Annotated in this window: 21 protein-coding genes and 1 tRNA gene; 1 reads left to right on the forward strand and 21 read right to left on the reverse strand. The window is 56.8% G+C overall.

Annotated elements, in window-relative coordinates; translation table 11 throughout:
• The 17 genes from hemL to PA598K_RS10990 form a co-directional block, all read right to left on the reverse strand.
• Positions 1 to 1,302, reverse strand: coding sequence for a glutamate-1-semialdehyde 2,1-aminomutase (gene hemL / locus PA598K_RS10910; RefSeq protein ID WP_128656978.1), 1,302 nt, complete (start codon positions 1,300 to 1,302; stop codon positions 1 to 3).
• Between the two features lie 25 nt (positions 1,303 to 1,327).
• A complete protein-coding gene (hemB, locus tag PA598K_RS10915) occupies positions 1,328 to 2,314 on the reverse strand; it encodes a porphobilinogen synthase (protein WP_128656979.1) in 987 nt (328 codons plus the stop codon).
• A gap of 94 nt (positions 2,315 to 2,408) precedes the next feature.
• Positions 2,409 to 3,962: a uroporphyrinogen-III C-methyltransferase gene (gene cobA, locus PA598K_RS10920; RefSeq protein WP_128656980.1), complete on the reverse strand. Its 1,554-nt coding sequence runs from the start codon at positions 3,960 to 3,962 to the stop codon at positions 2,409 to 2,411.
• Positions 3,963 to 3,970: 8 nt separating this feature from the next.
• Entirely contained in the window at positions 3,971 to 4,912 is a 942-nt protein-coding gene (gene hemC, locus PA598K_RS10925; RefSeq protein WP_128656981.1) for a hydroxymethylbilane synthase, read from the reverse strand.
• Positions 4,913 to 4,929: 17 nt separating this feature from the next.
• On the reverse strand, positions 4,930 to 5,562 hold the full coding sequence (locus PA598K_RS10930) for a precorrin-2 dehydrogenase/sirohydrochlorin ferrochelatase family protein (protein ID WP_185601827.1): 633 nt from the start codon (positions 5,560 to 5,562) through the stop codon (positions 4,930 to 4,932).
• A gap of 19 nt (positions 5,563 to 5,581) precedes the next feature.
• Complete coding sequence (locus PA598K_RS10935; protein ID WP_128656983.1) at positions 5,582 to 6,403, reverse strand: cytochrome C assembly family protein; 822 nt, start codon at positions 6,401 to 6,403, stop codon at positions 5,582 to 5,584.
• Between the two features lie 26 nt (positions 6,404 to 6,429).
• Complete coding sequence (gene hemA / locus PA598K_RS10940; RefSeq protein ID WP_128656984.1) at positions 6,430 to 7,818, reverse strand: glutamyl-tRNA reductase; 1,389 nt, start codon at positions 7,816 to 7,818, stop codon at positions 6,430 to 6,432.
• A 266-nt stretch (positions 7,819 to 8,084) separates the two neighbouring features.
• A complete protein-coding gene (gene speD / locus PA598K_RS10945; RefSeq protein WP_128656985.1) occupies positions 8,085 to 8,483 on the reverse strand; it encodes an adenosylmethionine decarboxylase in 399 nt (132 codons plus the stop codon).
• Positions 8,484 to 8,736: 253 nt separating this feature from the next.
• A complete protein-coding gene (locus tag PA598K_RS10950) occupies positions 8,737 to 9,327 on the reverse strand; it encodes a non-ribosomal peptide synthetase module (RefSeq protein WP_128656986.1) in 591 nt (196 codons plus the stop codon).
• Positions 9,328 to 9,527: 200 nt separating this feature from the next.
• Positions 9,528 to 10,115: a ribosome biogenesis GTP-binding protein YihA/YsxC gene (gene yihA / locus PA598K_RS10955; RefSeq protein WP_128656987.1), complete on the reverse strand. Its 588-nt coding sequence runs from the start codon at positions 10,113 to 10,115 to the stop codon at positions 9,528 to 9,530.
• A gap of 19 nt (positions 10,116 to 10,134) precedes the next feature.
• The gene (lon, locus tag PA598K_RS10960) at positions 10,135 to 12,477 is read right to left on the reverse strand and encodes an endopeptidase La (RefSeq protein ID WP_128656988.1); all 2,343 of its coding nucleotides are present in this window, start codon (positions 12,475 to 12,477) and stop codon (positions 10,135 to 10,137) included.
• A gap of 37 nt (positions 12,478 to 12,514) precedes the next feature.
• Positions 12,515 to 14,224 (reverse strand): ATP-dependent protease LonB, encoded by a 1,710-nt coding sequence (gene lonB / locus PA598K_RS10965; RefSeq protein ID WP_128656989.1) that lies wholly within the window; start codon positions 14,222 to 14,224, stop codon positions 12,515 to 12,517.
• A gap of 320 nt (positions 14,225 to 14,544) precedes the next feature.
• On the reverse strand, positions 14,545 to 15,654 hold the full coding sequence (gene ispG, locus PA598K_RS10970; protein ID WP_128656990.1) for a flavodoxin-dependent (E)-4-hydroxy-3-methylbut-2-enyl-diphosphate synthase: 1,110 nt from the start codon (positions 15,652 to 15,654) through the stop codon (positions 14,545 to 14,547).
• 145 nt (positions 15,655 to 15,799) lie between these two features.
• Positions 15,800 to 17,056: an ATP-dependent protease ATP-binding subunit ClpX gene (gene clpX / locus PA598K_RS10975; RefSeq protein ID WP_128656991.1), complete on the reverse strand. Its 1,257-nt coding sequence runs from the start codon at positions 17,054 to 17,056 to the stop codon at positions 15,800 to 15,802.
• Positions 17,057 to 17,082: 26 nt separating this feature from the next.
• Positions 17,083 to 17,670 carry an ATP-dependent Clp endopeptidase proteolytic subunit ClpP gene (gene clpP / locus PA598K_RS10980; protein WP_128656992.1) on the reverse strand — a complete coding sequence of 196 codons (588 nt, stop codon included), beginning with the start codon at positions 17,668 to 17,670 and terminating at the stop codon, positions 17,083 to 17,085.
• 237 nt (positions 17,671 to 17,907) lie between these two features.
• A complete protein-coding gene (gene tig, locus PA598K_RS10985; protein WP_128656993.1) occupies positions 17,908 to 19,209 on the reverse strand; it encodes a trigger factor in 1,302 nt (433 codons plus the stop codon).
• A 95-nt stretch (positions 19,210 to 19,304) separates the two neighbouring features.
• Positions 19,305 to 20,171 (reverse strand): hypothetical protein, encoded by an 867-nt coding sequence (locus PA598K_RS10990; protein WP_128656994.1) that lies wholly within the window; start codon positions 20,169 to 20,171, stop codon positions 19,305 to 19,307.
• A 273-nt stretch (positions 20,172 to 20,444) separates the two neighbouring features.
• Between PA598K_RS10990 and PA598K_RS10995 the strand changes: the two genes are divergently transcribed.
• Positions 20,445 to 20,518: transfer RNA gene (locus tag PA598K_RS10995), tRNA-Arg, on the forward strand.
• An 84-nt stretch (positions 20,519 to 20,602) separates the two neighbouring features.
• Here the strand turns inward: PA598K_RS10995 and PA598K_RS11000 are convergent.
• The 4 genes from PA598K_RS11000 to PA598K_RS11015 all read right to left on the reverse strand — a co-directional run bounded on the left by PA598K_RS11000 (position 20,603) and on the right by PA598K_RS11015 (position 23,991).
• Entirely contained in the window at positions 20,603 to 21,508 is a 906-nt protein-coding gene (locus PA598K_RS11000; RefSeq protein ID WP_260405353.1) for a sensor histidine kinase, read from the reverse strand.
• Between the two features lie 30 nt (positions 21,509 to 21,538).
• Positions 21,539 to 22,300, reverse strand: a complete 762-nt coding sequence (locus PA598K_RS11005; protein WP_128656995.1) for an ABC transporter permease — start codon at positions 22,298 to 22,300, stop codon at positions 21,539 to 21,541.
• Positions 22,293 to 23,216 carry an ATP-binding cassette domain-containing protein gene (locus PA598K_RS11010; protein WP_128656996.1) on the reverse strand — a complete coding sequence of 308 codons (924 nt, stop codon included), beginning with the start codon at positions 23,214 to 23,216 and terminating at the stop codon, positions 22,293 to 22,295. Before PA598K_RS11010 ends, PA598K_RS11005 begins: the two co-directional genes overlap by 8 nt.
• 82 nt (positions 23,217 to 23,298) lie before the next feature.
• The gene (locus tag PA598K_RS11015) at positions 23,299 to 23,991 is read right to left on the reverse strand and encodes a response regulator transcription factor (protein WP_128656997.1); all 693 of its coding nucleotides are present in this window, start codon (positions 23,989 to 23,991) and stop codon (positions 23,299 to 23,301) included.
• Positions 23,992 to 24,098: the final 107 nt, after the last annotated feature.

Genomic DNA, 24,098 nt, shown 5'->3' on the forward strand with positions numbered 1-24,098 from the left:
TTACAGACTCCCCAGCACGCGATCATGCGCTTCGATCGTGCAGTCGATATCGGCCTCGGTATGGACCCCGGAGAGGAACATCCCTTCGAACTGCGACGGCGCGACGCTGACGCCCGCCTGCAGCATCCCCGCAAAGTACGCCTTGAAGCGCTCCAGATCCGACTTTTTGGCGGTATCGTAATTGATGACATGCGTGTCGGTGAAAAACGGGCAGACCATCGAGCCGACCCGATTGATCGTCGAAGGGACGCCATGCTTCTCGGCGTTGCGCTCCAGCCCGAGCTGCAGTCGCACCGACAGCCGTTCGATCGCCTCGTAGCGTTCCCGGGTCATCAGCTGCAGCGTCGCATAGCCCGCTGCCATCGCCAGCGGATTGCCCGAGAGCGTGCCCGCCTGATAGATCGGCCCGGCCGGCGCCATCTGCTCCATAATTTCGCGTTTGCCGCCATATGCGCCTACCGGCAGACCGCCGCCGATCACCTTGCCCATGCACGTCAGATCAGGCGTGATGCCATAGAGCCCCTGCGCGCTATGATAATGCACGCGGAAGCCGGTCATCACTTCGTCGAAGACGAGCAGGCTGCCATACTCCTCGGTAATGTCGCGCAGACCTTGCAAGAAGCCCGGCAGCGGCGGCACGACGCCCATATTGCCGGCGACCGGCTCGACGATGACGCAGGCGATCTCTTCTCCGAACCGCTCGAAAGCCAGACGCACCGAGTCCAGATCATTGAACGGCACGGTCAGCGTATGCGTCGCCACGCTCTCGGGCACGCCCGGGCTGTCGGGCAGCCCCAGCGTCGCTACGCCGGAGCCGGCCTTGATGAGCAGGCTGTCGGCATGGCCGTGGTACGAGCCCTCAAACTTGAGAATCTTGCTCCGTTTCGTATAGCCGCGCGCCAGTCGCAGCGCGCTCATCGTCGCCTCGGTGCCCGAGTTGACCATCCGGACGACCTCGACGGACGGCATCCGCTCGATGACGAGCTCGGCCATCGCCGTCTCCAGCTCGGTCGGCGCGCCGAAGCTCGTCCCCTTCTCCGCCGTGCGCTTGATCGCTTCGACGACCTCGGGGTGCGCATGCCCCATGATCAGCGGTCCCCAGGAGAGGACATAATCGATGTAGCTGTTGCCGTCGATATCCGTGATCCGGCTGCCCTTGCCGCTCTCGATGAAGCGCGGCGTCAGGCCGACCGACTTGAAGGCGCGGACCGGCGAGTTGACTCCGCCAGGGATCGATTGCTTGGCCCGTGCAAAAGCTTCGCGCGAACGGCTATCCGTCAGCGCCGATTGATTGTTGTTCATCGCTATCCCACCTGTCTGTTAAAGGTTATCTGAACTGACGCGCCGCATCCTTGGCAAAGTAGGTGATGATCAGATCCGCGCCAGCCCGCTTCATGCCGAGCAGCGTCTCGTGGACGATCGCCTGCTCGTCGAGCCAGCCGTTGGCGGCTGCCGCTTTGATCATCGAATACTCGGCGCTGACGTTATAAGCGACGACGGGCAGATCGAAATTCTCCTTGAGCGCCCGGATAATATCCAGATAAGCGAGCGCCGGCTTGACCATGAGCATATCTGCTCCCTCGAGCACATCCGATTCGGCTTCGCGCAGCGCTTCCCGGCTATTGGCCGGGTCCATCTGATACGTCTTACGGTCGCCGAATTGCGGCGTCGAGTGCGCAGCATCGCGGAATGGCCCATAAAACGCCGACGCATACTTGACCGAGTAAGACAGAATCGGCAACGATTCGTAACCGGCTTCGTCCAGCCCGGCGCGGATCGCCTGTACGAATCCGTCCATCATGTTGGACGGCGCGATCACATCGGCTCCGGCCTCAGCCTGCGAGATGGCTGTGCGCACGAGCAGCTCAAGCGAGGCGTCGTTGTCTACGCAGGCTTCGCCGTTGTCGCCTTGGCGCACGACCCCGCAATGTCCGTGATCGGTAAATTGGCACAGGCACGTATCGGCAATGATGACCAGCTGCGGGGCCCGCGCCTTGATGCGGCGAGTCGCCTGCTGCACGATACCGTTCGGGTCGTAGGCGGAGGTGCCTTCGGCATCCTTGTGATCCGGCACGCCGAACAGCAGCACTGAACGGATACCAAGCTCCGTCACCTCGTCAATCTCTGCATCGAGCGTATCCAGCGAATAGTGGTACACCCCCGGCATCGACGGAATTTCTTCCTTGACGCCCTCGCCAGTCGTAACAAAGATAGGATAGATCAGGTCGTCGGCAGAGAGCGCATGCTCCCGTACGAGCGCGCGCATGGCGCCGCTGTTGCGCAGACGACGATGTCGAACAGTCGGAAAACTCATAACGGACATCCCCTTTCGATGGGTATGGATGGGTATGGATTCGGATGGATGAATAAGGTCAAAGCCATCTGCAGCATGCATAGGGTCGGGACCGCTAAGGCTCCCGCCGATCATGCCGATGGGCCGCAATAGCGTCGAGGAGCGCTTCGATCGTCGCCTCTGCCGGCTCGATCGCGACATCGAGCCCGGCTGCGCGGGCGGTGGCCGCCGTCACGGGGCCTATGCAAGCAGCGGCGATGCCTTGCAGCAGCGTCTCCGGCGCGGCGATGCCCTGCTGTCGCAGACGCTCCAGCAGATTAGTCACCGTCGAGGAGCTGGTGAAGGTGATCACATCGATCGCTCCCGATCGGAGCTGATCCAGTACCTCGTCATCGTCGTCGCTGTGCGCCAGCACCGTCTCGTAGATCGGCACGGCCCACACGTCGACGCCAGCCTCTCGCAGCGACTCCGGCAGCACATCGCGCGCCAGATCGCCTCGCGGCAGCAAAGCTCGCTGACCGGGCCGGAGCCGTGCCTCCAACTGCTCGGCCAGACCTTCCGCCTGGAAGGTCTCGGGCAGCTCCTCGGCGAGCAAGCCGTAGCGCTCAAGCGCCCGCGCCGTACCGGGACCGACTACCGCCAGCTCGGCCCGGTGGAAGCGCCGGATATCGACACGCAGCCGTCGCAGCCAGCGGAAGAACGAATCGACGCCATTGGCGCTCGTGAAGATCAGCCAGTCGAAGCTGTCGGCTGCCTGTACCGCAGCTTGCAGCTGCTCCGCGATCGCCGGGTCCTCGCTCTCGCGGATCTCGATCACCGGATACTCGACCGGCTCGCCGCCCAGCTCCTCGATGCGATCGGCGAGCGCGCTCGCCTGCGCGCGTGCCCGCGTCACCAGGATGCGGGTGCCGAACAGCGGCTTGCGCTCGTACCACATCAGCTGCTCGCGCTGCCGGACCACCTCGCCAACGACGATGACCGCCGGCGGCTGGAAGTTCGCCTCCCGCACCTGCTCCTCGATCGTCTCCAACGTGCCGACGATCGTTTGCTGCTCCACCCGCGTCCCCCAGCGCACCAGGGCGACCGGAGTGGAAGCTGGCTTGCCGTGGCGGATCAGCTGCTCGCTAATATAGCCGATCTTGGCGACGCCCATCAGGAAGACGAGTGTGCCAGTAGCCAGCGTCACCTTGTCCCACTGGATCGAGCGGTCGAGCTTGTCCGGACTCTCATGTCCGGTGATGATCGACATCGACGAAGCGAGGTCGCGATGGGTCACCGGGATGCCCGCATACGCCGGCACCGCGATCGCCGAGGTGATGCCGGGGACGATCTCGAACGGGATATCATGCTCGCGCAGCAACCCGGCCTCTTCGCCGACACGGCCGAAGATCGTCGGGTCGCCGCCCTTCAGCCGCGTCACGATCTTGCCCTGCAGCGCCAGATCGACCAGCAGCTGATTGATCTCCTCTTGCTTCATCGTATGGCGATCCGGCAGCTTGCCGACATAGACCTTCTCCGCGCCCGGCTTCAGATGCTTGAGCAGCCGCGGGCTGGCCAGACGATCATAGACGACGACGTCGCAGAGCCGGATGCACTCCAGCCCTCTCACCGTGATCAGCTTCGGATCTCCCGGACCAGCGCCGACCAGATAGACGATTCCCTTCCCCATCCCCATGCTCAGCTCCTCGCTTCCGCCAGGATGCGCTCGGCTCCCTCGGTCCGCAGCGCGGCAGCGACGTCCACCCCGAGCTGCGCCGCATCGCTTCCAGTCGCTGTATGGCGTAGCAGCTGCTGGCCATCGGGCGAGCCGACCATGCCTGTCAGCGTGATGACGCCATCCTGCGAGACCGTCGCATGCGCCCCGATCGGCACCTGACAACCGCCGTTCAGCGTACCGAGGAAGCTGCGCTCGGCCGAGACCGCGAGGTCTGTCGTCGGATCGTTGTAGAGCGCCAGCAGCTCTCTCACCTGACGGTCGTCGGCTCGGCATTCGATGCCGAGCGCCCCTTGTCCGACCGCCGGGATGCAGACGTCGGCGGGCAGCACCGACGAGATCCGATCTGTCCAGCCCATCCGTTGCAGTCCGGCAGCGGCGAGTACGATCGCATCGAAGTCTTCGGTATGCAGCTTGCGGATCCGCGAGTCGATGTTGCCGCGAATCCACTGCACGTTCAGATCCGGCCGAGCATGGAGCAGCTGGCAGGAGCGCCGCAGGCTGCTGGTGCCGATGACGGCGCCGGCGGGCAGATCCGCAAGCGATCCCCCGTCCCTGGTGATCAGACAATCCCGCGCATCCACCCGCGCAGGCGTTGCCCCGTTGATCAGCCCATCAGGCAGCTCATACGGCATATCCTTCATGCTGTGCACAGCCATATCGATAACGCCGTCCATGAGCGCCTGCTCGATCTCCTTGACGAACAGGCCTTTGCCGCCGACCTTGGACAACGTCACGTCGATGATCTGATCGCCCTTGGTGACGATCTTGCGCAACTCGAACGTATACCCCAATCCGTGCGCGTCGCTCAGCTGCTGCAGCGCTTCGATGACCTGTCCGGTCTGGGTCAAGGCCAGCGAGCTCTGGCGCGTGCCTACGATAATTTTCCTAGTATGGTGCTCCACGTTATGTACCTTCCTTTCTATGTTAAGCGCAGCTGATCGAGCAGCTGCGCCCAGCTCTCCTCGCTCTGCTCCGGCTGCCACCACGCCTCCGGCAGCTCAAGCGCCCGCTCCAGCATGCGGCGACGGACGTCCGCCGGCTGGCCCTGCTGCTGCACGCGCCGCCGAAGCTCGCGCAGCCAGGCTGTCAGCCGCTCATACTCCGGGCCGTAGCGCGCCTCCAGCTCCTGTCTGATCCGGGATGCCAGCATCGGGCTCGCTCCCGAGGCCGTGACGCTGAGCACGAGATCGCCTCGTCTAACTGTGGCCGGCGTGACGAAGGAGCCAGACTCGGGATCGTCAGCGACATTGACCGGGATGCTCAGCCGATCCGCCTCGCTCGCAACCTGCCGGTTAATCCCAGGATCGTCAGTCGCGGCGAAGACTAAACGCGCCCCTTGCAGATCGCCAGCACGGTATGCTCTGCGATGGAGCACGAGCTCCCCCCTCGTCGCCATTAGCTCCAGCCGCTCCGTCACAGCCGGGCTGATTACGGTCACCGCCGAGCCAGACTCCAGGAGCCCGGACACTTTGCGCTGCGCGACAGCTCCGCCGCCGACGACGACGCAGGCCGCCCCCTCCAGCTTGAGCATCAGTGGATAATAACGCGTCATACGCGATCCTCCCATAGCCTCAAGTCCAATTATGGAACTGGGAGGCCGAGTTCAAAAACAGGTTGAACAGCAACACGGCAAACGAGGTGAGGTTCCACTTCGCCGTGCTTGCCCCGCCATGGCGCAGCACATTGCGCCGCACGAGGTAGACGAGATAAAAGCCAAGTCCGACAAACGACGAAAACACCTTCCAATCGAGCAGCAATGCCGACTTCCCCTCGACAATAATCGATGCGACGGCAACCGCAAGCGACAAAATCAACAGCGGCGCCCCGATTAAGGCCGTACGATAAACATAGCGTTCGATCGATTCGAGCGAAGGCATCCGGCGCATCGAGGCCGACCATTTGCGTCCTTTGAGCTTGCCATGCAGGAACAGGTACATCCCGGAGAAGATGGCGCCGATCGTCAGGATCGCATACGCGCAGGTAATCAGCGTAATATGGATATAGAGCAGACCAATCGCCTGTCCCCAGGACTTCAGGCCGATCTCGGCCGAAGGTCGGCTGAACAGGTTGACGGCCAGCAGGACAAAGCCGATGATATTAACGAAAAAAACTAGAAACTCGATACGAAAAAAACGATTCATCATCAGCGAGATCGTAATGAGCAGCCACGAAAATAAAAACAAATATTCAAACAGCGAAATCGTCGACATCTCTCTATGTGTGGTCAAGCGATAGACGAGGAAGCCCGTCTGCAGAACCCAGACGAAAGTAAGCAGCCCTGTGCCCATCCGCTTCGCTCTCCGACTCGGCTCAGCGAGGTCGGAGAAGTAAAACAGTAGGCTCAGGGCATACAAATAAATCAGCATCACATATAAATAATGGTTAAATACCATGCAGCGCCTCCCGGTCGGCAACAGCCCTATGGCGTAACGGTAGCCAGTCCCGCAGCACCCGCGTGACCTTGCGCCTGCGCCTTGAGCCTCTTCAGCTCGGCGGCAGCCTCGAGCTCGGCCGCACGCTCGGCGGCTGCAGCCTGGGCCAGCGGTTCTTCGAGGGCAAACAGCTTCACAAACATATCCATCGACTGAGCGGCATGCTTGTCGCCGGCCATCTCCTTGACGCGCAGGATCGGGTCCTGGAGCAGTTGATTGACGATGCTCTTGGTCAGCTTGCGGATCACCTTAAGCTCTCGCTCATCGAGATCCGGGAGCTTGTTGGTCAGGCTCTCCATCGTATCCTCGTGGATCGCCGCAGCCTTGGTCTGCAAGGAGCGGATCAGCGGGATGACGCCCAGCGTCTTGTACCACTGACGGAATGCATCCATCTCGATCAAGATCATCGTCTCGATCTTGGCCGCTTCGGCGCGGCGCAGCTCGAGATTACTCTCGACGATCCCTTCCAGATCGTCGATATCGTAGAGGAATACGCCCTCCACATCGGAGATATTCGGATCAAGATCGCGAGGCACCGCGATATCGATCATGAACAGCGGACGGCTGGAGCGACGCTGCATCGCCTCCTGCACTTGTGCGCGGCGCAGCACGTAGCCATCCGAGCCAGTCGAGCTGATAATAATATCCGCTTCGTGCAGGCGACGTATCGCATCCTCCATCGACAACGGAATGCCGTTGAACTTGTCCGCCAGTTGAACTGCGCGGTCGTAGGTACGATTAACGACGAGCACCTGCTCAGCGCCGTTCGCGTACAGATGCTTGGCGGTCAGCTCGCTCATCTTGCCGGCGCCGATGATCATGACGGTCTTCTGATGGAACTGGCCAAAGATGCGTTTGCCCAGCTCAACTGCCGCATAGCTGACCGACACGGCCGCTTCGCCGATCGACGTCTCCGAGTGAGCGCGCTTGGCGAGCGTCACCGCCTGCTTGAACAGCATGTTGAACAGCGTGCCTGTTGCCTTCTCCTGCTGCGCCAGCAGGAAGGCGTCGCGGATCTGACCGAGGATCTGAGTCTCGCCGATAATCATCGAATCCAGCCCGCAGGTCACCCGCATCAGATGCTCGATCGCCCGGTCATCCTCATACATGTACAGATGGCTGGTGAATTGCTCGCGCGGAAGTCCGAACCACTGCTCCATAAACGTACGGATATGATGCCCGCACAGCTGATGACGGTCGACGACCGCATAGATCTCTGTCCGATTGCAGGTCGCCACAATGACACATTCCATAATACTGTTCGTCTGCTTCAGCTGGCGCAGCGCCTGAGGCAATTCGCGCTCCGCAAACGTAAACTTCTCTCTGACTTCCACAGGAGAAGTCTTATAATTCAGACCAACCACTACGATGTGCACTGCGCTATCACCTGCCTTATAATCATTCTAATGTAAAGTATAGCATAGTTCGACATGCCGTACGTTCGTATTTATGAAGAAAATATGAAAACTCTGGCGCATGAAAAACGCCTTGCTATGCTTCTTTTACAGCTAATTCTAGTGTAAACCAACCTAAGAAACTTATACCCGACTTCGCGCAAATTCAAGGCTGTGTCACAGGACAAGCCGTCTTTGTAACAAAACAGCCATGGAGCTCGCTCCATGGCTTGTGGGTAATAGCCGGATTAGACCAGCTCTACTTGCTTCAATTGCGGTTCTTCCACCTGCAACTCGCCGAGGCCGCGAATCAGCTTCTTGGCATGTGCTTTGGTAGGCTTCAAGACTGCCAGCATGTAATCAATCGCCAGCTGGGGATCAACCGTTTCGCCACAGGTATAGCAATCAAGTGCGGCAAATCCTCTTTCGGGATACGTATGGATGGACAGATGGCTTTCCGACAGCATGACCAATACCGTTGCCCCTTGGGGCTCAAATTGCTTGGCTTGCACAGAGAGTACGGTAGCGCCGCATGCTTCAGCAGCCTCCACCATGTGGGCTTCCAACAGTTCCGAGCTGTTCAGGAGATCAAAATCTACACCCCAAGTATCAACAGCTACGTGTCTTCCGAAAGTAGAGTATTCCATCTTTCGGTTCCCCCTTCCTAGGAATAAAATGTTTGAAAAATTTCATCCGCTAGGACCTACGTCATTCACTACCCGAGGGAGTTATCTCTCGCAACATACCATGTCCTGAGTGAATCCTGGTTCCTAATATTCATTTCAACGAGAATAAAAATAACATCTATCACGAATAAAAGCAATACATTTTTTGAAATTTAACAAAAAAGCTCCCGACTGAGCCATATAGGCAACAGTCGGGAGCTGATCAGAAACAAATCTAGGCTTCGAGGACAAACAATTTGTGCGTCAATTCGGAGAGCCGGGCATCGATCGATTCGATCTCTGCTGCCGATGCGCACTGGTTGCGCAGATCCAAAAGCTCGTTGATGGCGTTTTGCGCCATCCGAATCTCTTGCTCGACCAATCGGCTGTTGAACTGTCGCTCTAACTGACCCAGCGTATCCTTCCACTCGAAGATGAGTCGCGAGCGTCCGGACGACTGTTCGATAATCTTCTTGACGGTTCCGCCGACATAATGATAGACCATCGTGTACGTAGGATAGATGCGATGCACAATCGCGTCGCCCTTGAACATCGATACGGCTTTGCGCATGGCATTGGTTAGCTTTGGTTTGAGTAAGCGGCAGGTAAGCACACCGACGTAAAGATCCTTCTGGCGCTCGAAAGTCAGGTGGACCTCTTCGCCTCCGGCAACATCCTCGAGCACGAGCTCCTGGTTGCCGCCTTCAAGCACTCGCACACCTAATCTCACATGTTGATCGCCAAAAAAGCGAATGAATTTATTCATCTCATCACTTGTCAGTTGCAGACGGCCTTTAACGTATTCTGTGGCTAACCGCTGAGCCATAAAAATCTCCTCAATTCTTTAGACTTGCACAGTTTATTACAACCTACCTAACTATATTATACGTGATCCTCAAGCATTATGCCTCAGCTGGAGCCGCTAAATTCCCGCATATTTCAGAATAATCGGGTAGAATTCACGATAAGTCCGGCATTTTTGAGTATATCCTCGCTTTTCGGCCCCAGATGGTAGGGCTTACGTAGCTACGCTTCGATTGCCTGGAGGATAACCTCCCACAGTTCCTCTCTCCCCTTACCCGTCTCCGACGAGAATAAAACAAGCGGCTCGCCGGCCTCCATCTGCAGCGTCTCGCGCACGATCTTGAGATGCTTGTCCCAGCGACTGCGCGGGATTTTGTCGGCCTTGGTGGTGACGACGCAGAGCGGGATGCCAAAGTGCTTGAGCCAGGCATACATCTGCTGATCCTCCTTGCTCGGCGGATGACGAAGATCGACCATCTGCAGCACCAGCTTCAGCGGTTCGCGCTCCTGCAGGAACGTCTCGATCATGACGCCCCACGCCTGGCGCTCGGTCTTTGACACCTTGGCATACCCGTACCCCGGAAAGTCGACGAAGTAGAGCATATCGTTGACCCGATAGTAGTTCAGCTGCTGCGTCTTGCCCGGCTGCGAGCTCGTCCGGGCGAGGTTTTTCCGCAGGATCAGCTTGTTGATCAGCGAAGACTTGCCCACGTTGGAACGCCCTGCCAGAGCGATCTCTGGCAAGGCGTCCTCGGGATATTGATGCGGCTTGACCGCACTGATTACAAATTCGGCTTGCGTAATTTTCATTGTCGTTTCCCCTGCTTTCCTAGTGCACATCCAGCGGCGCCTGCGCGAGCGCATGCGCCAACACTTCGTCCATATGAGCGACCGGCACGAATTCGAGATCGGCTCGGATGCTGTCCGGAATATCCCGCAGATCCCGCTCGTTATCCTTGGGCAGCAGCACCTTGCGGATGCCCGCGCGATGCGCGGCCAGCGACTTTTCCTTCAGCCCGCCGATCGGCAGCACCCGGCCGCGCAGCGTGATCTCTCCGGTCATCGCCACCTCCCGGTCGACATGACGATTGGTGAGCGCCGAGATGAGCGCCGTAGCAATCGTAATGCCGGCAGACGGCCCGTCTTTTGGGATGGCCCCTTCCGGGATATGGATGTGAATATCGTTTTTCTCATGAAAGTCCGGCTCGATCTGCAGCTCCTTGGCCTTGGAGCGTGTGTAGCTGAAGGCAGCCTGCGCCGATTCCTTCATGACGTCGCCCAGCTTGCCTGTCAGCGTCAGCTTGCCGCTGCCCGGCATGACGGTCACCTCGATGACCAATGTATCGCCGCCCACCTCAGTCCAGGCCAGGCCTGTCACAGCGCCGATCTGATCCTCGGCCTCGGCCATCCCGTAGCGGAACTTCGGAGGCCCCAGCCATTCCTTGAGCTGCGCTTCGTCCACGACGATCGGCGCAACGTCCGGATGGGTGACGAGTTGCTTGGCAGCCTTGCGGCAGAGCGCCGCCGCCTGCTGCTCGAGATTGCGGACGCCTGCTTCGCGCGTATACTCGCGGATCAGACGGAGCGTCGTGCTCTCGTCGATCACCAGCTGCTCCTCCTCCAGCCCGTGCTCCCGCTTCTGCTTGGGCAGCAGATAGCGCTGCGCGATCTGCTGCTTCTCCAGCTCCGTGTAGCCCGGGATGTAGAGCACCTCCATCCGATCGAGCAGCGGCCGCGGGATATTATGCATCGCGTTGGCTGTCGTCACGAACATAACGTTGGAGAGGTCGAACGGCACCTCAACGAAATGGTCGCTAAAGGTATTGTTCTGTTCGGGATCGAGCACCTCGAGCAACGCCGAAGCCGGATCGCCGCGGAAGTCCATCGCCATCTTGTCGATCTCGTCGAGCAGGAACACCGGATTGGTCGTGCCCGCTGTCTTCATCCCCTGGATGATGCGGCCTGGCATCGCGCCGACATAGGTGCGGCGATGACCGCGAATCTCGGCCTCGTCGCGCACGCCGCCGAGCGAGATGCGCACGAACTTGCGGCCGAGCGACTTGGCGATCGAGCGGGCCATCGACGTCTTGCCGACGCCCGGCGGACCGACGAGACAGAGGATCGGTCCCTTCAGCTTGCGTACGAGCTGCTGCACGGCGAGATACTCCAGCACCCGTTCCTTCGGTTTTTCCAGCCCATAGTGATCCTCATTGAGGATCTCCTCGGCCCGATTAATATCGAGATGATCTTCGGTCAGATGATTCCATGGCAAGGCTAACAGCCAATCGATATAGTTGCGTATGACGCCGCCCTCGGCTGAGGTGGACGGCATTTTTTCGAGCCGGTCGATTTCCTTCTCGACCTTCTCCTGCACCTTCTCCGGGACGCCAGCGGCTTGCAGCTGATTGCGCAGCTCCTCCACCTCGCTGGCCCGGCCTTCCTTATCACCAAGCTCCTTTTGGATCGCCTTCATCTGCTCGCGGAGATAGTATTCCTTCTGCGTCTTTTCCATCTGCTTCTTGACGCGCTGACTAATCTTGCGCTCGAGCTCGAGCACCTCGCGCTCGTTGTTGAGGATGTCGAGCAGCCGCTCCAGCCTCGCGATGACATCGACGGTTTCGAGGATGTCCTGCTTGTCTTTGATCTTGAGCGACAGATGGCTGGTGATGACGTCGGCCAGCCGCCCCGGCTCCTCGATGTCCGACACCGCAGCGAGCGTCTCTGGCGTGACCTTCTTGGAGAGATTGATATAATGCTCGAACTGCGTAAGCACCGAACGCATCAAGGCGTCGATCTCTGGATCGTCCGGCTCCTCCTCCGGCAGCTCATTGACGTTCACTTCGTAGAACTCTGTATTGTCGGCATAGTCGACGATCTCAGCGCGTACGACCCCTTCGACCAATACGCGGATCGTCCCGTTAGGCAGCTTCAGCATTTGCCGCACTCGGGCGATCGTGCCTACGCGGTAGATGTCATCCGTCGTAGGCTCCTCGATATTGACTTCCGACTGGGAACACAACAAGATCATATGGTCGTCAATCATGGCGCGCTCGAGGGCGCGCACCGACTTCTCACGGCCTACATCGAGATGAAGCACCATGCTGGGATATACGAGCAGTCCTCTTAGCGGAAGCAGAGGCAGCCTCCGACCTTTCCATTTGCCAGGTCCCATGCCAGCACCTCCTGTATTTATGTCTCCCGCTATTTTATCACTCCGAGGATTCCGCCTGCAAATAGGAAACGCCTGCGCCGAGGAATCCTTCGTGTACGACCGCTGCGGCATCGGCCTGTTCCGCCTCGGGACGGCCGAGCGGCAACGCCTCGCTGAGCACCTCTTCTATCGTCTCCACCGCGATTACGCGCAATCCTTTGAGATCCGCGAAGATCGCCTGCCAATTATCTCTTGGTATAATAACCGTATCCGCTCCCGCTTGAAACGCTGCCTCCACCTTAGCCAGCACACCGCCAACCGGCTTGACGTTCCCGTGGATACCGATCTCGCCGGTCATCGCCAGCTTGTTGTCCACCGGCTCGCCGGTCATCGCCGAGGCGATCGCCACCGCCATCGCGATACCCGCCGAGGGCCCGTCGATCGGCGTGCCGCCAGGGAAGTTGATGTGCAGATCGTAGTCATGCGGCTGCCAGCCCACCCGTCTGAGGACGGTCAGGACGTTCTCCACCGAGCCCTTGGCCATGCTCTTGCGCCGCAGCGTGCGCGAGCCGCCGCCGCCGATCTCTTCCTCGTCGACCACGCCAGTAATCGTATAGGTGCCCTTGCCCTCCTGGACCGGGATGGCGCTCACCTCGATCTCCAGCAGCGTGCCCATATTCGGCCCGTACACAGCCAAGCCGTTGACAAATCCGACCTGCGGCGCCGCAGGCACCTTGCGGTCCGGGCGGGGCGGGATCTGGCTGCTGTTAACGACCCACTCCATATCCGCAGCCTCGATATCGTCACGCTTCTCCGAGAGCGCCAGGCCGGCGGCGAGTTGGACGACATTAACTGCCTCACGGCCATTGGTGGCGTATTTTTTGACGACCTCGATCGCCTCGGGGCAAGGGCGGAAGCCGATCTTGCGCACCGCATTGGTAGCGATCAAGCCGATCTCGTCGGCCAGCAACGGACGGAAATAAATCTCCATGCACCGCGAACGAATCGCCGGCGGGATCTCCTGCGGCGAGCGGGTCGTCGCGCCAACCAGACGAAAATCGGCGGGCAGACCGTTCTGAAAAATATCATGAATATAGTTAGGGATATTATTGTCTTCAGAGTTATAATACGCGCTCTCCAAATACACCTTCCGGTCCTCGAGCACCTTCAACAGCTTGTTCATCTGCACCGGGTGGAGCTCGCCGATCTCATCGATGAACAGGATGCCGCCATGCGCCTTCGTCACCGCGCCCGGCTTCGGCTGAGGAATGCCTGCCACGCCCATCGCCCCGGCTCCCTGGTAGATCGGGTCATGCACCGAGCCGATCAGCGGATCGGCAATGCCGCGTTCGTCGAAGCGGGCCGTCGTCGCATCGATCTCCGTAAATTTGGCCTCGCTCAAAAAAGGCGACGTTTTGTTTTTCTTCGCTTCCTCCAGGACGACGCGCGCCGCCGCCGTCTTGCCCACGCCCGGCGGACCATAGATAATGACATGCTGCGGATTGGCGCTGCACAGCGCCGCCTTGAGGGCGCGCAGACCATCCATTTGACCGATAATATCCTGCATCGCTTGCGGACGGGTTTTCTCCGCCAGCGGCTTCGTCAGCGAGATCGAACGCAGCTTGCGCAGCTTATCCATCTCCTTGCGCGATTCGCGATCCACCGCACTGCGATTCGTCTTCTGATTGCGCAGCAAATTCCAAAAATACAAACCGATCACAATCGCAAAAAACACCTGCACCAGCATCAATACCATATTCAAGCTCATCGCTTCTCACGCACCTCCGGTATTCGCCGCCTTTGCTTTCAAGCACGCAAAAAATCGGCAGAATGGACTAATACTTGGTAGTATTGCCCCCTGCCGATCGGAATAATCGTTGGTTGAATGAAAAAGCGAAGCATGAGATAAAGCAATCTTTAGACTGACTTCAAACGGCCGAAGAGGCACGGGATCGAATCTGTAGAAGCGAAGCGCTCGCCTTTGTCCCGGGATTTCAACCGCTAAGCGGTTAAAACAAAGAAATCTGGGGACAACAGCGATCGGAAGATCGATCCCGTGACCGTAGGCTCCTTTTGAAGGCAGTCGCTTTATTGCAGTTGAGCGTGCTTGCGCCCCGGGATCTCGCCGGTCGCCTCGTAGACGCGGACGATCTCGTCGATCTCCTTCTTCAGCTCCGAGAGCAGGTCCGCCTCCGGCACCTTGCGGATCATCTCGCCATAGCGGAACAGCATGCCTTCGCCGCGAGCGCCCGCGATACCGATGTCGGCCTCGCGCGCCTCGCCAGGGCCGTTGACCGCGCAGCCGAGCACCGACACTTTAATCGGCACGCGAATGTTGGCGATGTAGTCCTCGACTTCATTGGCGATAGCGAAGAGGTCGATGTCCAGTCGGCCGCAGGTCGGACACGAGACGAGCGTCGCCGCATTGGAGATCAAGCCGTAGATTTTCAACAGCTCGCGCGCAACTTTGACCTCTTCGACCGGGTCGGCGCTCAGGCTGATCCGTACCGTATTGCCGATCCCCATCGCCAGCAACGCCCCGATGCCTGCCGAGCTCTTGATCGTGCCGGAATAGAGCGTGCCCGCCTCCGTAATGCCCAGATGCAACGGGTAGCGGATACGCTCGGCCGCCATCCGATAGGCTTCGATCGCCATCGGCACATCGGACGCCTTCAGCGAGACGATAATATCATGGAAGTCGAGCTCCTCCAGGATGCCGATGTGGAACAACGCGCTCTCGACCATCGCTTCGGCCGTCGGGTAGCCATACTTCTCCAATAAATGATTTTCCAGCGAGCCCGCGTTGACGCCGATCCGAATCGGGATACCCTTCGCTTTACATGCTTTGACGACCGCTTCCACTTTCTCGCGACGCCCGATATTGCCGGGATTGATTCGCACCTTGTCGATGCCATTTTCGATCGCTTCCAGCGCCAGACGGTAATCGAAATGAATATCCGCTACAAGAGGAATATGAATCCGTTTTTTGATCTCTTTGATGGCCGCTGCCGCTTCCTTGTTGTTCACGGTGACGCGCACAACCTGACAGCCCGCCTCCTCCAGCCTCAGGATCTCGGCGACCGTCGCCTCAACATCGGCGGTTTTGGTCGTACACATGCTCTGTATGATGACTTCATTGCTGCCGCCGATTGTCAGATCGCCGACCCGCACCGGCACGGTATCCGTACGCATGAACATCGCTAATCTCTCCCATCCGGCAGACGCCGCGCCAGCAACACGCGGACTGCCTATCGTTCATTCTGCTTATAAACCAAGCAAATCCACCCATGCCCTAAGGCCCCGTAACCCGGGGCCGGACACGGGTGGACTGCAAGTCGTTACGTCAGGCGCTTTCTTCCTTCTTCTTCGGTTTCTTGCTCGAGAGCTCCGGCATGATGCGATCCTGTACGACCTTCTCCGTGATGAGACAAGTGTTGACATCGTCGCGGGAAGGAACCTCATACATGACATCCAGCATGATGCCCTCGATAATCGCGCGCAGTCCCCGAGCGCCGGTATTGCGCTTGATGGCTTCCTTGGCGATCGCTTCGAGCGCAGGCTGTTCGAAGTCAAGCGTGACGTTATCCATCTCGAGCAGCTTTTGGTATTGCTTGACCAGCGCGTTCTTCGGCTCGGACAAGATCCGTACCAGCGCTTGCTCATCGAGCGGCTCCAGAGTCGAGATGACCGGCAGACGGCCGACGAACTCGGGGATCAGACCAAACTTGAGCAGGTCCTCAGGCAGTACCAGCGACAGGTATTCGCCCGGCTTCAGGTCCTTTTGACCTTCGCCGGCTGTGCTGAAGCCGATCACCTTCTTGCCGATTCTGCGCTTGATCATCTGCTCCAGGCCGTCAAAGGCGCCGCCGCAGATGAACAGAATATTCGTCGTGTCGATCTGGATGAATTCTTGATGCGGATGCTTGCGGCCGCCTTGCGGCGGTACAGAAGCAACCGTGCCCTCCAAAATTTTGAGGAGCGCTTGTTGCACGCCCTCACCGGAAACGTCGCGGGTAATCGACGGATTCTCCGATTTGCGAGCGACTTTATCGATCTCATCGATATAGATGATGCCGCGCTCGGCCTTCTCGACATCGTAATCCGCAGCTTGAATAAGCTTCAGCAGGATATTCTCAACATCCTCGCCGACATAGCCAGCCTCGGTGAGCGATGTCGCATCCGCGATCGCGAACGGCACGTTGAGAATTTTGGCCATCGTCTGTGCAAGCAACGTTTTGCCCGATCCGGTAGGACCGACGAGCAGGATGTTACTCTTCTGCAGCTCGACATCCTCGATCTTGCTCTGCGAGTTGACGCGTTTGTAATGATTATACACAGCTACGGAGAGCGATTTTTTCGCTTGCTCCTGGCCGATTACGTATTGATCCAGGATGGCGCGGATCTCTTGCGGCTTCGGAATGTCCTTGAGGTCCAGCTCTTCCTCATGGCCGAGCTCCTCCTCGACAATCTCCGTGCACAGCTCGATGCACTCATCGCATATATATACGCCAGGACCGGCGACGAGCTTGCGCACCTGATCCTGCGATTTGCCGCAGAAGGAGCATTTGAGCTGGCCCTTTTCGTCATTGAATTTAAACATCGGTTCACCCCTCTAGAGTAAAGTTGTCAAAGCTCAGGCGCAGCGACGACCTTATCGATCAGACCGTAAGCCAGCGCTTCCTCGGCGCTCATGAAATAATCGCGGTCTGTATCGCGGTCGATCTTGTCATAGGGTTGACCAGTACGTTCCACCAAAATCTGGTTCAGCTTCTGCTTGGTCTTGAGGATCCAGTCGGCATGAATCTTAATATCCGTTGCCTGGCCCCGCACACCGCCCAGCGGCTGATGGATCATAACTTCGCTGTTCGGCAAAGCGAATCGCTTGCCCTTGGCTCCTGCCGTGAGCAGCAGCGATCCCATGCTCGCCGCCATACCGACGCAAATCGTCGACACATCCGGCTTAATATATTGCATTGTATCGAATATACCCATTCCCGCCGTTACCGAACCGCCAGGGGAATTGATGTAGAGATGGATGTCTTTCTCCGGATCATCCGCTGCGAGGAACAACAGCTGGGCAATGATGAGATTGGCGACGTCATCATCGATGGCACTCCCCAGAAAAATAATCCGGTCTCTCAACAGCCGGGAGTAGATATCATACGACCGCTCTCCACGATTGCTCTGCTCGACCACGATAGGCACTAGATTCATACGACCAACCTCTTTTCTTTTGCGGAATAAAACTTGCCGAGGTGCCAAGGGGCGTGACGGCCCTGATTGGCATACTTCCATTTTACCATGTTCGACGCCGCGGTTCCAACCCCCTGCGAAGGGGGGAGCGGATGGATCAACCTTGCGATATGTAGTGGGGCGGAGAGCGCATGCCCGGATTTTAAAATAAGGCACGCGTTGAAGTTCACGTGCCTTATCTTCTATGTTCTCAATATGTTATGCGACAGTTGTTGCAGACTTGCTGTTTTCCACCAAAAATTGAATCGTCTTGCGCAATGTCAGGTCTTCCTTCATGCTTTCCAGGTTGCCATTGGCAGTGAAGATCTCGCGAATCTCTTCAGCCGGACGGTTGTAAGCTTGTGCCAACTTCTCGAGTTCTTCAGTGACTTCGTCTTCGCTCACTTCGATGCCCTCGGCTTTGGCGATCGCTTCGAGCACCAGATTGTTGAGGACGCGTTTCTCGGCGTCGCCCTTCATCTGGCCGCGCAGATCAGCTTCGGTCTGGCCGGAGAACTGGTAGTACAGATCCAGGTTCATGCCTTGGCTGCGCAGACGGTTCTCGAAATCGCGAAGCAGTTGATCCGTCTCGCTCTCGATCATCACTTCAGGAATCTCGACCTCTGCCAGCTCGGTTGCTTTGTCTACGACAGCAACTTCGCGCGTTTGCTCGGCTTCCTGCTGTTTTTTCTCCAGCAGACGCTGCTTCAGATCGGCTTTGTACTCCTCCAGCGTATCGAACTCGCTGACGTCCTTGGCGAACTCATCATCCAAAGCCGGCAGATTCTTGCGCTTGATCTCGTGCAGCTTGACTTTGAAGACAGCAGCCTTGCCAGCCAGTTGCTCGGCATGGTACGACTCAGGGAAGGTAACCTCGACGTCCTTGAAGTCGCCGATGTTCATGCCTACGATCTGGTCCTCGAAGCCGGGGATAAACGAGCCGGAGCCGATCTCTAGCGAATAACGCTCGCTCTTGCCGCCTTCGAATGCCTCGCCGTCAACATAGCCGTCGAAATCGATGACTGTCGTATCACCTTGTTGAACTTCGCCTTCATCGATGACGACCAGCTCGGCATGACGCTGCTGGAGACGCTCCAGCTCGGCTGTGACGTCCTCGTCCGCAACCTGCGCTTCAGCGGCAGGCACTTCCAGCCCTTTGTAATCGCCCAGCACGACTTCCGGCTTGACGGTTACTTTAGCTTTGAATTTAAACGATTCGCCTTTGGCGAATTGCTCGACTTCGATCTCCGGACGGTCGACAGGCGTAATGCCCGCTTCGGTCACAGCATTGGCATAAGCTTCAGGCAACAGGATATCTACCGCATCCTGATAGAGGCTCTCCACGCCAAAACGCTTCTCGAACATCGCGCGCGGCACTTTGCCTTTGCGGAATCCGGGAACGTTAACTTTAACAACGACTTTTTTGAATGCCTTGTCCAAGGCGGCGGCGACTTGCTCCGCGTCCACTTCCACATCAAGAACCCCAAGGTTCTTCTCTATCTTTTCCCAAGTTGCTTTCATATTATGCTTTCCCCTCCAAAAAATGCGCGATCGCACCTACTTGTTCCGTTTCATAAACCACTCCATTATAAACAACATCGGAACGAATATCAAGACTAACTATCATCGTCCGATCCCTGAGCCCCCTGAGCGACATATCGCATCATCCGACATGCCTGTTCATAACGAAAACGAAGCGCCTCCGTAATGCCATATGACGCCCGGATCTCCTCCTCATCTGCCTGGCCGTAGGCGGCGGTAGCCAGCGCCAGATGAAGCGCCGCCGCGAAGCAATCGACCGTATCCTCCTGGTCGCTGAGCATCCAGTTGTACGTCGACGTGCCATACAAAAATTGCAAGCACTCCCGCCACAGCTCGCGGGCAAAATGCGGCAAGCTGGCGTCAAGTACTTCGGTCACCCGTTCGACCCGCTCCAGCACATCGAGCACCGGCTGTGGAAATTCCTCCAATGAAAGCGGCGTTCGCTCGATCTCCAGACGTACCGACTCGCCAAGACGATCCATCGTCAGCGCCCCCGTCTCCCCCCGCTTGCGCAGGCATTGCAACGCCTTGAACTGGACGGCCGGATGCAGAGCGGATGAGACGATCCAATCCTCGATCTCCCGACTGACGATAGGGGATTCGAGCAGCGCTGCCCGTTCGAGCGCCAGCATCTGCTGGTCGATCATCGGATGATGTTTCATAATATACAACACTTGATTTATGTACTCTTCGTCTTGCTCGCCGGGGTCGAGCGCTTGCCGGCGCAAGTCTTCTTCGCTCTGCGAGGACTCGCTCGGCGTTTGAGTCGTCAAGCTTTCGGGAAAGGCCATCTCCACCCATTTGAGCAGATTGCTCCACTCCTCGTAGTGGCGTTGATCCTCGCCCTGGCATTGCATCAAAAACTGCAGCAGCTCGCGAGCCTCCCCGTATTGCTCCGCCTCCAGCATGCGCGTCAGTTGGAACTGATAGTGATCGAGCATGTTGGGGAAGAGGTATACATTGTCCTTCGGTGTATCGCCTTCCGGCGTATTGGAAGTAGTAATGCTATCACCGCCTTCGTCTCTGACGACAATCTTACGAAGTTATTACCACAAATCGGTTTGATTATACCACGCGCCACCTAAAAATACGAAGCATCAACCTTTCGCAGTATTTTTTTTGTTTTTTCCTTAATTTCGTTGCCAAGATGTCGAGGATATGGTATATTAATCTGGCTGTGTTTATTCGATATCGTATATTCGATATGTCATCTTGTCCCAGTAGCTCAGTCGGATAGAGCACTCGCCTTCTAAGCGAGTTGTCGGGGGTTCGAATCCCTCCTGGGACGCTTTTACAACTATTTTATAATCCGCAACCCCCTTGCACATTAAGGGATTTGCGGATTTTTTGAATGGATAAGTTGCTTGTGCATTTACTCCAATGGCCAACGACAGTTCATTGTCAGTCGGCCCTCTTTTAGCTCGGCAGTGAGCATGCCTCCCATTTTGATCATCGATTGCTGTGCGATCGCCAGTCCCAAGCCGGAGGTTTGCGAGGCGCGGGCGCGATCAACCGTGTAAAAACGGTCAAAAAGCAGCCGCACCTCGCTTTCGTTCAGTCCTCTTGCCTCGTTGACAATGGTCAGCGCGGCGTTCTCCTGATCGCGTTGCAAATAGATCTCGACCGGCGCTTCGCCATGCTTGGCTGTGTTGGCCAGCAAGTTTTCGATGACCCTTTTGATCGCATGCTCATCACCGCGTACCATCAGTTTTTCCTCTGTCAGCCCCAATACCGGCGTGATTCCCCGGCTTTGAAACAAATCAAAGTAATGGAACAAGGTTTCATACAGCAACGAGGTCAAATCGAGCGGCTCCCTGCTCAATTCATAATCGGGCGATTCAATGATAGTCAGCTCGTAAAAATCATGTAATAGCGTCTGAAGGCGAAGCGTGCGATTTTTGATGATGCTTATATACTCGCGCTTTTCTTCCGCCGTAATGTTGGCTGTCTCCATCATTTGAACATAACCCTGTATAGAGGTAAGCGGCGTTCGAATGTCATGGGAGATATGAGCGATAGCTTGGCGGAATTCCCTCTGCTTTCTATCCCTCAGCGCTTCTTTCTCATCTATCAAGCGAGACTGGCCATTGATCTGCTCTGCCAATCCTTCAAGCGTGCGATCAAACAGACTGAGTCTAATTTTAACGCCTTGAGCCTTTTCATTGCTGAGCAGCAGCTGCTTGGTCATCCGTACTATTTCACGTCGCAACCGGAGCAAGTGAATGAGCAGAAGACCTGTAGCCGTCGCAAAGATAATGAAGAGCATGGCCAGCAACACGGTCTTCCTCCCTCCGCTTGATGAATACGGCTACTTAATATCTTTCTTACGAAAAACAATCATGCCGAGTACAACCGACAACACAGCGCTGACCGAGGGGACAAGCCAAATCGCGAGCCAATCCTCGCTAGCAATAGCCACTTGTCCGATCTCTCCCACGAATTTAAATACAGACCATTCATAAAAGGATTGCACCATCGCAACTTTTGAGCCCAAGCTCGATAGGACGAATTCGATCCCGATGAAAAAAACAAGCGAAAAAGCGATCGTTTTGCCGCTATCCGTGAAAAGGGTAGCAACCAATGCCGCTATAGCAGCGTAAGCCGCAGTATACAACATCGTAAGCAGCAGGACACGGACCCCATATAGCGCCCCCGCCTCGGCCGGCCATTCACCGAACCCTGAAAGCAATGTGGCCGTAAGCGTGCTTACCACTGGAAACGCTATCGACAGCATGCCGGCTCCAAACGCAAAAATCGCCGTTTTGGCCAAATATAGCCGTTCCCTGCGAATTCCCGATGAAACGATCGTTTTCATAACTCCTGTGGCGTATTCCTGGGCAATGAAGAAACCTGCGAGCATCGCAGTCCCCAGCTTGATCAGGTAGCTGTTGCTGCCGATAAACGACAGAAGAAACTCGGCGCCTGTAAACTGCGGCTCACCGTTCGTCTGACGATCAAAATAGTAGAGAAGCGGGTAAATGAGCGACAGCACGGAAAGCAACACTAGTAGGGTCCAAAACGCGCGGTTTTTGCGAAGCTTGAACCATTCCGCCTTCAACAGGTTATGCATGAGAGCCACCTCCGACAATCTTCATGAAATAGCTCTCGAGGTCTTCGCCCATCGGCATGAATTTGTCGATCTTCAGTCCCGCCGCAAACAAGCTCGACGATAGTCGGTTTGGTTCCTCATAGTGACCGTACCACTTGATCGCTCCATCCGGCATCACTTCGTAATTCAAGTGCCCCCATTCGTTTTGCAGCACCGTTACTGCTTTTCTGGCGTCATCGACCTGAATATAAATATATTGCCGGCATTTTTGATCAAGCTCCTCGGCGGTCAGCTGTTCAACCAATCTCCCCTGATGGATAATCCCATAATCGGTCGCCATTAGATGCAATTCGCTTAGGATATGGCTTGAGATCATAATTGTGATGCCTAGCTCCCTGTTTAAGGCTTTTAGCAACTCCCGCATTTCAACTACGCCCATCGGATCCAGGCCATTCGTCGGCTCATCGAGAATAATAAACTCAGGATCTCCTAGCAAGGCTATGGCCAGTCCCAGTCGCTGCTTCATGCCGAGCGAGAAGTTTTTGGCCTTCTTGCTGCCCGTTTCATGCAGACCTACCTGGCGCAGCATGCGAGTGACGGTATCTTTCCCGGGAATCCCGCGCAACATACGATTAGCCTCGAGGTTTTCCCTCGCTGTCATGGTCGGGAATAATGCCGGACTCTCGATAATCGATCCCATTCGCCGTCTCGCCTTGATCAAGGCCTTCTCTCCGGTTTCACCGAACAGCTCCAGCGAGCCTGTGCTTGGGAAGGCAAGACCAGTTGCGATTCTGATCAAGGTAGATTTCCCGGCGCCGTTTTGTCCGATAAAACCATAGATCGCTCCCTTGCGCACAGCCATCGTTACCTTGTCGAGCGCACGCTGATCTTTGAAGCTTTTGGACAACTCATTTGTTTTTAATACATACTCTTGCATGCTTTTACTCGCCTCCTTTGGCAATAGACCAAGCTTACTAGGAGGTTCATTAGCAATTCTAAAGGCAAATCTTAAGAATGTATTAAGGCTTCAGACGATAGCCCAATCCCCAGACTGTTTCGATAAATTCGTGATCTGGAGCGGCTTTGGACAATTTGCCTCGCAGATTGCTAATATGCACGTTGATGGCATTGTCATCGCCGTAGTAATTTTCGCCCCACACCCGCTCATACAGATTCGATTTGGCGAACACCTTTTTGGGGTGATGCATCAACAGGAACAAAATATCAAACTCCCTCGACGTAAGATGCAACTCCACTCCTTGATAGGCAACGGTCCGAGGCTCCGGGTCGAGGACCAGGCCTCGATACTCCCTGACCTCGGGGAGAGACGGTCTGCCCATGCGGGCATACAATCTTAACTGAGTGTCAATCCGAGCCGATACCTCTTCCGTATCAAAAGGCTTGGTAATAAAATCATTGGCTCCGTTGCGCAGCACCGTTACCTTGGTCTGGCTCTCTTGCTTCGCTGAAATAATAATAATCGGCATCGCGTCGCGATCCTTGATTTGAATCAACAATTCCTCCCCGGATAAGCCTGGCAACATCAAATCAAGCAGCAGCAGGCTCCAGGCCCTCTGCCCCAAATACAACAACGCCTCTGTCCCGGAGTACGCAGGCTGGGCGATGTAGCCGCTTTTCCGAATAATATTGCACAGCAATCGATTAATATCGTTGTCATCCTCGGCTACGAGGATATGTACGCTTTGATTCATGAGCTCACCTTCACCTACATAGGTATACGTAGTCAAGCCCGTCAGGACGGTTGCTTACATAAGTGTAGCATGGCATGAAACGCCGGACAATCCGAAGGATCGACGTT

The sequence above is a fragment of the Paenibacillus sp. 598K genome (genome assembly GCF_003851045.1).
Lineage (GTDB): Bacteria > Bacillota > Bacilli > Paenibacillales > Paenibacillaceae > Paenibacillus_D.

What these genes read in the sequence shown, in the direction of transcription:
- hemL (WP_128656978.1), bottom strand. Translation starts at nt 1,302, where the DNA reads ATGAACAACAATCAATCGGCGCTGACGGATAGCCGTTCGCGCGAAGCT.
- hemB (WP_128656979.1), bottom strand. Translation starts at nt 2,314, where the DNA reads ATGAGTTTTCCGACTGTTCGACATCGTCGTCTGCGCAACAGCGGCGCC.
- cobA (WP_128656980.1), bottom strand. Translation starts at nt 3,962, where the DNA reads ATGGGGAAGGGAATCGTCTATCTGGTCGGCGCTGGTCCGGGAGATCCG.
- PA598K_RS10930 (WP_185601827.1), bottom strand. Translation starts at nt 5,562, where the DNA reads ATGACGCGTTATTATCCACTGATGCTCAAGCTGGAGGGGGCGGCCTGC.
- PA598K_RS10935 (WP_128656983.1), bottom strand. Translation starts at nt 6,403, where the DNA reads ATGGTATTTAACCATTATTTATATGTGATGCTGATTTATTTGTATGCC.
- speD (WP_128656985.1), bottom strand. Translation starts at nt 8,483, where the DNA reads ATGGAATACTCTACTTTCGGAAGACACGTAGCTGTTGATACTTGGGGT.
- PA598K_RS10950 (WP_128656986.1), bottom strand. Translation starts at nt 9,327, where the DNA reads ATGGCTCAGCGGTTAGCCACAGAATACGTTAAAGGCCGTCTGCAACTG.
- yihA (WP_128656987.1), bottom strand. Translation starts at nt 10,115, where the DNA reads ATGAAAATTACGCAAGCCGAATTTGTAATCAGTGCGGTCAAGCCGCAT.
- lon (WP_128656988.1), bottom strand. Translation starts at nt 12,477, where the DNA reads ATGGGACCTGGCAAATGGAAAGGTCGGAGGCTGCCTCTGCTTCCGCTA.
- lonB (WP_128656989.1), bottom strand. Translation starts at nt 14,224, where the DNA reads ATGAGCTTGAATATGGTATTGATGCTGGTGCAGGTGTTTTTTGCGATT.
- ispG (WP_128656990.1), bottom strand. Translation starts at nt 15,654, where the DNA reads ATGTTCATGCGTACGGATACCGTGCCGGTGCGGGTCGGCGATCTGACA.
- clpX (WP_128656991.1), bottom strand. Translation starts at nt 17,056, where the DNA reads ATGTTTAAATTCAATGACGAAAAGGGCCAGCTCAAATGCTCCTTCTGC.
- clpP (WP_128656992.1), bottom strand. Translation starts at nt 17,670, where the DNA reads ATGAATCTAGTGCCTATCGTGGTCGAGCAGAGCAATCGTGGAGAGCGG.
- tig (WP_128656993.1), bottom strand. Translation starts at nt 19,209, where the DNA reads ATGAAAGCAACTTGGGAAAAGATAGAGAAGAACCTTGGGGTTCTTGAT.
- PA598K_RS10990 (WP_128656994.1), bottom strand. Translation starts at nt 20,171, where the DNA reads ATGCTCGATCACTATCAGTTCCAACTGACGCGCATGCTGGAGGCGGAG.
- PA598K_RS11005 (WP_128656995.1), bottom strand. Translation starts at nt 22,300, where the DNA reads ATGCATAACCTGTTGAAGGCGGAATGGTTCAAGCTTCGCAAAAACCGC.
- PA598K_RS11010 (WP_128656996.1), bottom strand. Translation starts at nt 23,216, where the DNA reads ATGCAAGAGTATGTATTAAAAACAAATGAGTTGTCCAAAAGCTTCAAA.
- PA598K_RS11015 (WP_128656997.1), bottom strand. Translation starts at nt 23,991, where the DNA reads ATGAATCAAAGCGTACATATCCTCGTAGCCGAGGATGACAACGATATT.